General features: G+C 55.7%; 5 protein-coding genes and 1 CRISPR repeat array. All 5 genes read left to right on the forward strand.

Annotated elements, in window-relative coordinates:
- Positions 1-48: 48 nt before the first annotated feature.
- The 5 genes from U5709_RS05490 (at position 49) to csn2 (ending at position 7,291) form a co-directional block, all read left to right on the forward strand.
- Positions 49-891 carry a LysR family transcriptional regulator gene (locus U5709_RS05490; protein ID WP_321972961.1) on the forward strand — a complete coding sequence of 281 codons (843 nt, stop codon included), beginning with the start codon at positions 49-51 and terminating at the stop codon, positions 889-891.
- 392 nt (positions 892-1,283) lie between these two features.
- Positions 1,284-5,414: a type II CRISPR RNA-guided endonuclease Cas9 gene (gene cas9 / locus U5709_RS05495; protein WP_321972962.1), complete on the forward strand. Its 4,131-nt coding sequence runs from the start codon at positions 1,284-1,286 to the stop codon at positions 5,412-5,414.
- On the forward strand, positions 5,404-6,282 hold the full coding sequence (gene cas1, locus U5709_RS05500) for a type II CRISPR-associated endonuclease Cas1 (protein ID WP_321971507.1): 879 nt from the start codon (positions 5,404-5,406) through the stop codon (positions 6,280-6,282). The genes cas9 and cas1 overlap by 11 nt, the downstream gene beginning before the upstream one ends.
- 23 nt (positions 6,283-6,305) lie before the next feature.
- On the forward strand, positions 6,306-6,614 hold the full coding sequence (cas2, locus tag U5709_RS05505; protein WP_321972963.1) for a CRISPR-associated endonuclease Cas2: 309 nt from the start codon (positions 6,306-6,308) through the stop codon (positions 6,612-6,614).
- Positions 6,611-7,291, forward strand: a complete 681-nt coding sequence (gene csn2, locus U5709_RS05510; RefSeq protein WP_321971505.1) for a type II-A CRISPR-associated protein Csn2 — start codon at positions 6,611-6,613, stop codon at positions 7,289-7,291. The genes cas2 and csn2 overlap by 4 nt, the downstream gene beginning before the upstream one ends.
- Before the next feature lie 56 nt (positions 7,292-7,347).
- Positions 7,348-8,237: a CRISPR direct-repeat array (repeat unit 36 nt; unit sequence GTTTTGGCGCAGTGTCGTTCTGACTGGTAATCCAAC).
- Positions 8,238-8,289 lie beyond the last annotated feature (52 nt).

Consider the following 8,289-nt stretch of genomic DNA (forward strand, 5'->3'; position numbering starts at 1 on the left):
CAAATTCTGAAACACGGTTGCGGCCGTAGCGTGAAGGGCGGTTGGGTAATGGCAAACCTTGAACTGGATGATTTGGAGCAGCTCGTGGCCTTCGAGGAGCTGGGGTCGTTCTCGAAGGTGGCGAGGCGTTTCTTTGTGTCCACGCCGACGGTCACGCGTGCCATGGCCCGCGTCGAGGAGGGCTTCGGCGCCGCGCTGTTTGATCGCGACGGCAACCGCGCGACGCTGAGCGAGACGGGGCGCGTGGCCGTCGAGAGCGCCCGGCGCGTTCTGCGCGAGGCCGCGTCCGCCGTGGCCGAGGTGCAGGAGTTCGAGCGCGGCCTCACGATCATCAACGTGGCCTCGTGCGCGCCGGCGCCGCTGTGGGAGCTGCTCCCGATGCTCTCGCGCCTGTATCCCGGCATGAGCGTGACCTCGTGCGTGCGGGACACGCTCGGGGTCGAGGCGACGCTCGCGGACGGCGCCTGCGACGTCGCGGTGCTCCCTTATCGCCCGGACGCGGCGCAGGCCCCGCTCTCGCGCCGCCTGCTCGACGAGCACCTGCAGCTCTGCGTGCGCAGCGACCACCCGCTCGCGGGCCGCGAGAGCGTGGCGCTCGCCGACCTCAATGGGTTCAACTTCCTGCTCGGCAGCGACCTCGGGTTCTGGAACCGCATCGTGCGCGACGGGCTGCCGGCGTCGCGATTCCTCGTGCAGGACGATAGCTTCTCACTCACGGAGCTGATCCGCACGTCGTCGCTGCCGTGCTTTACGACCGACGTGTCGCTGGCGAGCCGCTACCGCAGCATCGGCGAGGACCGCGCCTGCGTCCCGATCGCCGACCCCGAGGTCAACGTGACGTTTTGGCTCGCGGGCCGCGACGAGGAGAAGGTCGGGCGGCTGTTCCGGTAGGGGGTTGCGGGGCGGGGGGACGTCGCCTCAGATTGATGTAATCGTTCACGCTAAAGCGGATGATGTGAATAGCTAGCTCAATCAACGTGGGCGAGAAGGCCGCGACAAGACGGTCTTGCCGCCCATAAGTGCGTGGCCACGCGCTCCTCGAAAAGTTCTAGGGCCTTAACGAATGGCTAATGTTTCGATGCGGCCGAGGTGGTAGAAACAAAAACGGGCCCCTCGTATGAGGGGCCCGAACGAGTCAGAAGTGCCCACCTACGGGGCGTCGCCCTTACGGGAGACATTTTTGGCTGATCCGGCTAGGCCGGGCCGTATTTTGACTCGCAGTGTCGTTCCGACTGGTAATCGGTGACATCGCAACTGTAGCACCCAGCGAAAGGAAGCTCGCTATGAATCTCAGGAATTTCTCCGATGACTTCAGCGTTGGTCTAGATTTGGGCACCGGTTCTGTTGGCTGGGCGGTAACGGATGAAGATGGCAAGCTCCTCCACTTCAAGAAGCAGCCTACTTGGGGTAGCCGCCTGTTCGATAGCGCTGAGACTGCCGCCACGGCCAGGACTTATCGAGGTCAACGACGCCGTTACATCCGTAGGCGCTGGCGCCTCAACTTTCTGCAAGGATTCTTCGAGGACGAAGTCAAGGAGGTCGACCCTGAGTTTTTCTTTCGCCTGCGTCAGTCTCGCTTGCTGAAGGAGGACAGGGGAGAGGTCTTTGACTATTGCTGGCCACTCTTTAACGACTCCGACTTTACGGAGAAGGACTACTACGAGAAATTCCCGACCATCTATCACCTGCGTGCCTGGTTGATGGAAACTGACGAGAAGGCTGACGTACGCCTCATTTATCTCGCCGCTCACAACATCGTTAAGCACCGCGGAAATTTCCTGCGTCAGGATCAGAAGAGCCTTTCTGCAAAGACCGCAAAGCCCGATGACGCACTGAAGGACTTTTTCATTGCGCTCAAGGAGTGGTGCGATGCGCATGAGGCCTCCATGCAGAAAGTCTCCGATAACGACATCTCGAAGATTGTTGAGGCTTTTGAGGCTGAAGAATCTCCCTTAAAGAAGAGGGAGGAAATCGTCAAGCTAATCAAGGTCGAGCTTGAAGACGATGCATCCGGCAGCAAGAGGTTCAATGCTGCGCTGTCAGGTGCCATGGTTGGACTCAAGACCGAGTTCAGGAACGTCTTTGGTGAGCTGGCTGCCGAGAAGACCTCGATTTACCTTTCCAACGACGAGGACGTCGAGACCCTCCATGAGGTGCTGCCCGACGATGGCGTGGAGCTTTTCGACAAGCTCTGTGCGGTCTATTCCGCCTATCTCCTTCAGGGCTTGCTCTCCTATGCGCCTGGCCAGACTATCTCTTACGGCATGATTGCCAAGTACAAGAAGTATGGAGATGATTTAGACGTACTCCAGCAGCTTGTTAAAGACTATCTGCCTAAGGAGAAGTACAAGGAGTTCTTCCGCGGCGACACGTACCCCGGCACGGATGAGTACGACGTCTCCAAGGCCAAGGGTTATACCCTCTACAACTTGTCCCATTCGAAGATGAGCTACGAAAACTTTGCCGCTTACGTTAAGAAAGAGCTTGGCTCGACAGCTGCTACTGAGGATGAGCGCTACATCAAGATGATGGCTGAATTCGAGCAGCAGCGTTTTCTGCGCAGACTCAAGACCAGCGACAATGGCAGCATCTTCTATCAGCTGCATTTCGAGGAACTAGATGCGATTCTTGAGAGCCAGGGCCGTTTCTACCCCTTCCTGCTAGAGGAGAAAGACAAGATCGAATCCCTGGTCTCCTTCCGCATCCCTTACTACGTCGGCCCGCTCTCGACCAAACACGCCGCCGTTGATGCTCGCGGTAAGCGGCGCTTTGCTTGGTCCGAGCGCAAGCCCGGCATGGAAGATGCTCGCATCACGCCTTGGAACTGGGAGGAAATCATCGACAAGGACGCAAGCGCGGAGAAGTTCATCAAGCGCATGACCGGCAACTGCACCTACCTACAGGGTGAGGACGTATTGCCGAAATGCTCGCTTCTCTACGAAGAGTTCTGTGTGTTGAACGAGCTCAATGGCCTTAAAATCTGCGAGGATGGCGGTGACCACGAGCATAGACTTGATGCCGCTCAGCGCGAGGGCATCATTCATGACCTCTTCTATAGGAAGGCCTCTGTCAGCTACAAGGACATCCAAAACTGGTTAAAAGAAGAGGGCACGATGGTAACCCCGCAGGTCAGGGGAGGCCAGGGTGCCAATGGGCTCGAGTCGAGCCTCGCCTCCTACCGCTTTTTCGCCAAAAAGATCTTCGATGTGAGAGAGCTCGACGAGTGCGACATCCTGATGGTTGAGGAGATCATTCACTGGAATACCCTCTTTGAGGACCGCAGAATCCTTAAGCAACGCATTGAGAAGAAGTATGGTGAGGCCGTGGGCGGCCCCCTCAACGCTTTGCAGATCAAAAAGATCTGCAACAAGCGATTCTCCGGCTGGGGCAAGCTTTCGGAACGATTCCTCACGGGGCTCAAAGTCGATACCGAAGCCGGCAAGAAGTCAATTATGGATGTCCTGCGCGAGGGCGACCCCAACTCGAGCTCTCGGAAGGGGCGTGCGCTCGTTCTTATGGAGGCGCTCCGTGACGAGGACCTCGGGTTTCAGAAGCGCGTTGACGACTTCAACGCTGCCTACTTCAGGGAGAATGCGGGTGCTCTCGGCGTCAACGAGTTGCCTGGATCTCCGGCGAATCGAAGAGGTATTAATCAGGCAATTCGTATTGTGGATGAGATTTCAAAGATTGCTGGGCATGCTCCCAAGAACATCTTCGTTGAGGTCGCTCGTGACGAGGATTCGAAGTCAAAAGGCAAGAGGACTAAGCGCCGCTACGACGAGCTGAAGAATGCGCTCGAGGCATTCAAGAAGGATGACCCAGAGATTTGGAAAGAGATCTGTGCTGCTTCGCCCAAGGATATGGACGAACGTCTGACCCTTTACTTTATGCAGCGAGGTAAGTGCCTTTACTCTAAGCGTAGGATTGACATCAACCAGCTTTCGGACTCGGGCCTTTACGAGGTCGACCACATCATTCCGCGGGCCTACGTCAAAGACGACAGCCTAGAGAACAAAGCGCTCGTCTATCGCGAGGAGAACCAGCGCAAGACGGACGAGCTACTGATTGATCCGTCTATTCGCATAAAGATGAGCTCTTATTGGCGTGAACTCCACGAAGCCAAGCTCATTGGTGATAAGAAATTCAATAACCTATTGCGCTCGCATATTGATGAAAAGACGATGAAGGGGTTTGTTGCCCGTCAGCTTGTGGAGACAAGCCAGATGGTTAAACTCATCCAGTCACTGCTGCGGGCACGATATCCTGAAGCGAATATCGTGCCGGTGAAGGCCAGCCTTTCGCATAACCTCCGTGAGCGCGAAGGGCTTGTAAAGTGTCGAGAGGCCAACGACTTCCACCATGCCCACGATGCATATCTGGCTTGTCGCATCGGCCTCTTTATCCAGCGTTTCTATCCGAATGCCTATGACAACCCGATTGCTCTGTCTCACGTGATTAAGAAGTACGTGCGCGAGGAGTCCGAGGAATTCAAGAAGACACATACGATGCCTGGTTCTGCTGGCTACTTCATCAATAGGTTTGTCGGTCGCACTATTGTTGATAGGGAGACTGGCGAGATTTTTTGGGATCCCGAGAGTGAGGTCGAGAGTATTCGAAAGGTTCTCAACTGTCGTCAGTGCTACATCACGCGTATGCCCTTTGAGCGCGCGGGCGCTTTCTGGAACGCAAACCCTGTTTCGCCAAAGGGCCCAGCGAAGTCTCTAATCGAGCTTAAGCGCGGGCTAAATTCGAATGCATACGGCGGCTTTACAAGTAAAAACTACGCCTATTTCTTTGTCTATGAAGAGGCTGACGCTAAGGGCAAGACGACTCTGAAGCTTGCGGGCATGCCGATATATTTGAAGGACAAAGGCGAGTCGGCATTGGAGTTTTATGCGAATAAGTTGGCTGCGGATGCGGGCAGGAAACTGCTGCAAATAGTTGTGCCGCATCTTTATTGCTACCAGTTGATTGAGATTGATGGCAAGCGGTACTTCCTCAGCGCTGAGGAAGAAATGAAAAATGCAGTTCAGCTTTCCTTTTCTCTTGATGAGGCCGCTCAGATAAAAGAATTTGTCGATGGCAACGCCGACAGGGCCGATAATGCCATGGGCTCCATTTGTCGTGCCGCCATGAGAGCGAAAAAATCACCCCTCGCTTCATCGATTGATTTTGGACAAGTCCAGGATGCTTTTAAGGCACTCTCTGACGATGATAAGAAGAGGCTTGTTGACGGTATCCTATTGTTGTTTAGGGGCGGTCCCAAAGCGGTTCCAGTGAACATGGCGTGCGCCGGCGGCCCAAAGAGTGCCGGTAGGCTTCGTCCTGCTCGTAATAAAGTCCCAAATAACTTTGCAGTTATCGATCAGTCCGTGACGGGCATGTTCGAGAAGAGGATCCGCATTGGGCTTTAGGAATGTCCTTATCGAGAGTCCATGCAAGTGCACCTACCAGGGCGGCTATCTTGTCGTGCGCAAGGAAGACGCCGTGGTCAAGGTGCACCTGTCGGAGATCTCTTCGATTACGCTTCAATCCACGCAGTCCTTTGTGAGCGCATACCTGATGTCTGAGCTTGCTAAGGCGAAGATATCGCTCGTCATCTCAGATGAGAAGGCGAACCCCGTAGGGCAGTATCTGCCGCTCTACGGCGCCCATAACGTGAGCAAGCGCATTGCCGAGCAAGCCGGTTGGTCGGAACCTGCTAAGAAACGCGTGTGGCAGAGGGTGACGAAGGACAAGATTTGCCATCAGGCCCGTTTGCTCGGGCTGCGCGATAGGCACGAGGCCGCCGCGCAGCTCGAGACGATGGCTTCCGAGGTCCGTTCAGGAGACACAACGAATCGCGAAGGGGCGGCGGCGCGACTATATTTTCCGGCGCTGTTCGGCTCGGGCTTCAGCCGGGATATCGACTGCTCTGTCAACGCTGCCCTGAATTACGGATACGCGGTCATTTTGTCGGCCGTGAGTCGTGAGATTGTCGCGCGTGGTTACCTGACCGCTAGTGGGATTTGCCACAGAAACGAGTACAACCAGTTCAACTTGAGCTGCGACCTTATGGAACCGTTCAGGCCGATCGTTGACCGGGTGGTGTTCGACAACGTCGACGCTGATTTTACGAAGACAGACAGGAGGCTGCTGGTGGACGTGCTGAACCACACCGTCTCGTACCGCGACGGCTCCTATAAGGTAAGCTCCGTCATCTCGCTCTACGTGCAGGATTGCTTAAGTGCCCTGGCGAGACGGCTCTCCGTCGAGGAGATAGAGCCGTTCGATATCGTATGAGTGGGGAGCAGAGGGTTCGCTACATGAGGCTCATGGTCTTTTTCGATTTGCCGAACGGAACTGCCAAGCAGCGCAAGGACTACCGGCTGTTTCGGAAGTTCCTTACCAAGGACGGCTACCTTATGCTGCAGGAATCCGTGTACGCTAAGTTGGTCATCAACGACGGGGCTGCGGGAGCGGCCGTGGCGCGCCTGCGCAAGAACCGCCCGCCCGCGGGGCTTGTCCAAGTGCTGCGCGTCACCGAGAGTCAGTTTGCGACGATGGAATACATCACGGGAGACCGCGAGTCGTACGACGAGGTCGATACCATGGAGGAGCTGCTGGTTCTATGAGGCTCGTTTTCTACGGGCTCGAGAAACCGGTCGAGATCGCGCCGGGCCAAGCGACGGTCCTGCAGGTCGAGAACCAGGCGCTGTTCACTCGAATCTGCACTTCCCTCATCTCTGGTGAGGGTGAATGCGCTATAGAGCCCTATAGCCTGTGGGAAGGTGACGAGGAAGTGCGATCTTCGGGGTCGTTCCTTGCGGTGGAAAGTCCTCTGTCGCTCCCGTGGGGCGATAAGGCTCTGGCCGGCGAGGTGATGAAGAGATTCGAGAAGATACTTCTCGAAGACGAGGATTTGAGAGGGAGTATCGACGCCGCCGCTCGCAGTATCTCTTCGGGTATTGCATCCCTGGGGCTCTCGATGCATGCGGGCTATGGCTTTGACTTAGAATGGGACGTGCGTAAGTTCATTAAAGTTTTTGGCTTCGGCGTTGATCGCAGCCAGCAAGACTCGCTCCTTGACAGCCTCATAGATTTCGTGTCGATGGCCCTTGACGCCGACCTCAAGAAGGTAATCCTGTTCATAAATCTCAAAACTTTTCTGACCGAAAAGGAGATTTCGGTGCTTTACGAGCACATTTTTTATTCGGGTTTGTTGGTGCTGTTGCTTGAGAACGTGCAGGATGAGCGCGTCTTTGAGTATGAGTCGAAAAGGGTTGTTGACCAGTATTTTCTTGAGTCATAGATAGTTCTACCCAGTCGGTTCGGCCGTCTCTTTGCAGTGGGGATTTTGGGCCAACGGTTTTGGCGCAGTGTCGTTCTGACTGGTAATCCAACTACTATCTGTAGTCTCTCTACCTACCCCAGTTTTGGCGCAGTGTCGTTCTGACTGGTAATCCAACGCGCGCACAGCTCGGTGCACAGCAGGCGCTGTTTTGGCGCAGTGTCGTTCTGACTGGTAATCCAACCGCCGGCGTGGGTCGACGGCAGGTACGTGTGTTTTGGCGCAGTGTCGTTCTGACTGGTAATCCAACTTGAAGCATGGTGGTGCGGCCGCCCATTTGTTTTGGCGCAGTGTCGTTCTGACTGGTAATCCAACTCTTCGCTCCTCTCCGTTATCTCGATGGGTGTTTTGGCGCAGTGTCGTTCTGACTGGTAATCCAACTAGGTGGCCTGCCACTCGTGCACCAGCTCTGTTTTGGCGCAGTGTCGTTCTGACTGGTAATCCAACTGAGCGCCCGGGCGTTGAAGACAGGCTCGGTTTTGGCGCAGTGTCGTTCTGACTGGTAATCCAACGCGCCGCCCTGCTCAAGCTCCTCGGGGGTAGTTTTGGCGCAGTGTCGTTCTGACTGGTAATCCAACATGAGCGCGAAGCTCTTGCCCGCCTTGGAGTTTTGGCGCAGTGTCGTTCTGACTGGTAATCCAACCTTCTGGTACACGGCGCCGATGCTCTCCTCGTTTTGGCGCAGTGTCGTTCTGACTGGTAATCCAACCGTTCGGCCCAGACTCCTGTAACAAGCTGAGTTTTGGCGCAGTGTCGTTCTGACTGGTAATCCAACTGCGCGACTACGAGGCGATGACTCCGGGGTGTTTTGGCGCAGTGTCGTTCTGACTGGTAATCCAACTTGTCCCAGTCGGGCTTGCCCATGTCAGCGGTTTTGGCGCAGTGTCGTTCTGACTGGTAATCCAACACCATGTTCACCAGGTAGTTCACCGACACGGTTTTGGCGCAGTGTCGTTCTG

The sequence above is a fragment of the Paratractidigestivibacter sp. genome, assembly GCF_963660155.1.
GTDB lineage: Bacteria > Actinomycetota > Coriobacteriia > Coriobacteriales > Atopobiaceae > Paratractidigestivibacter.

Excerpts from the sequence above, each read along its gene's own strand:
- U5709_RS05490 (WP_321972961.1), top strand. The coding sequence starts at position 49 with ATGGCAAACCTTGAACTGGATGATTTGGAGCAGCTCGTGGCCTTCGAG.
- cas2 (WP_321972963.1), top strand. The coding sequence starts at position 6,306 with ATGAGGCTCATGGTCTTTTTCGATTTGCCGAACGGAACTGCCAAGCAG.
- cas9 (WP_321972962.1), top strand. The coding sequence starts at position 1,284 with ATGAATCTCAGGAATTTCTCCGATGACTTCAGCGTTGGTCTAGATTTG.
- csn2 (WP_321971505.1), top strand. The coding sequence starts at position 6,611 with ATGAGGCTCGTTTTCTACGGGCTCGAGAAACCGGTCGAGATCGCGCCG.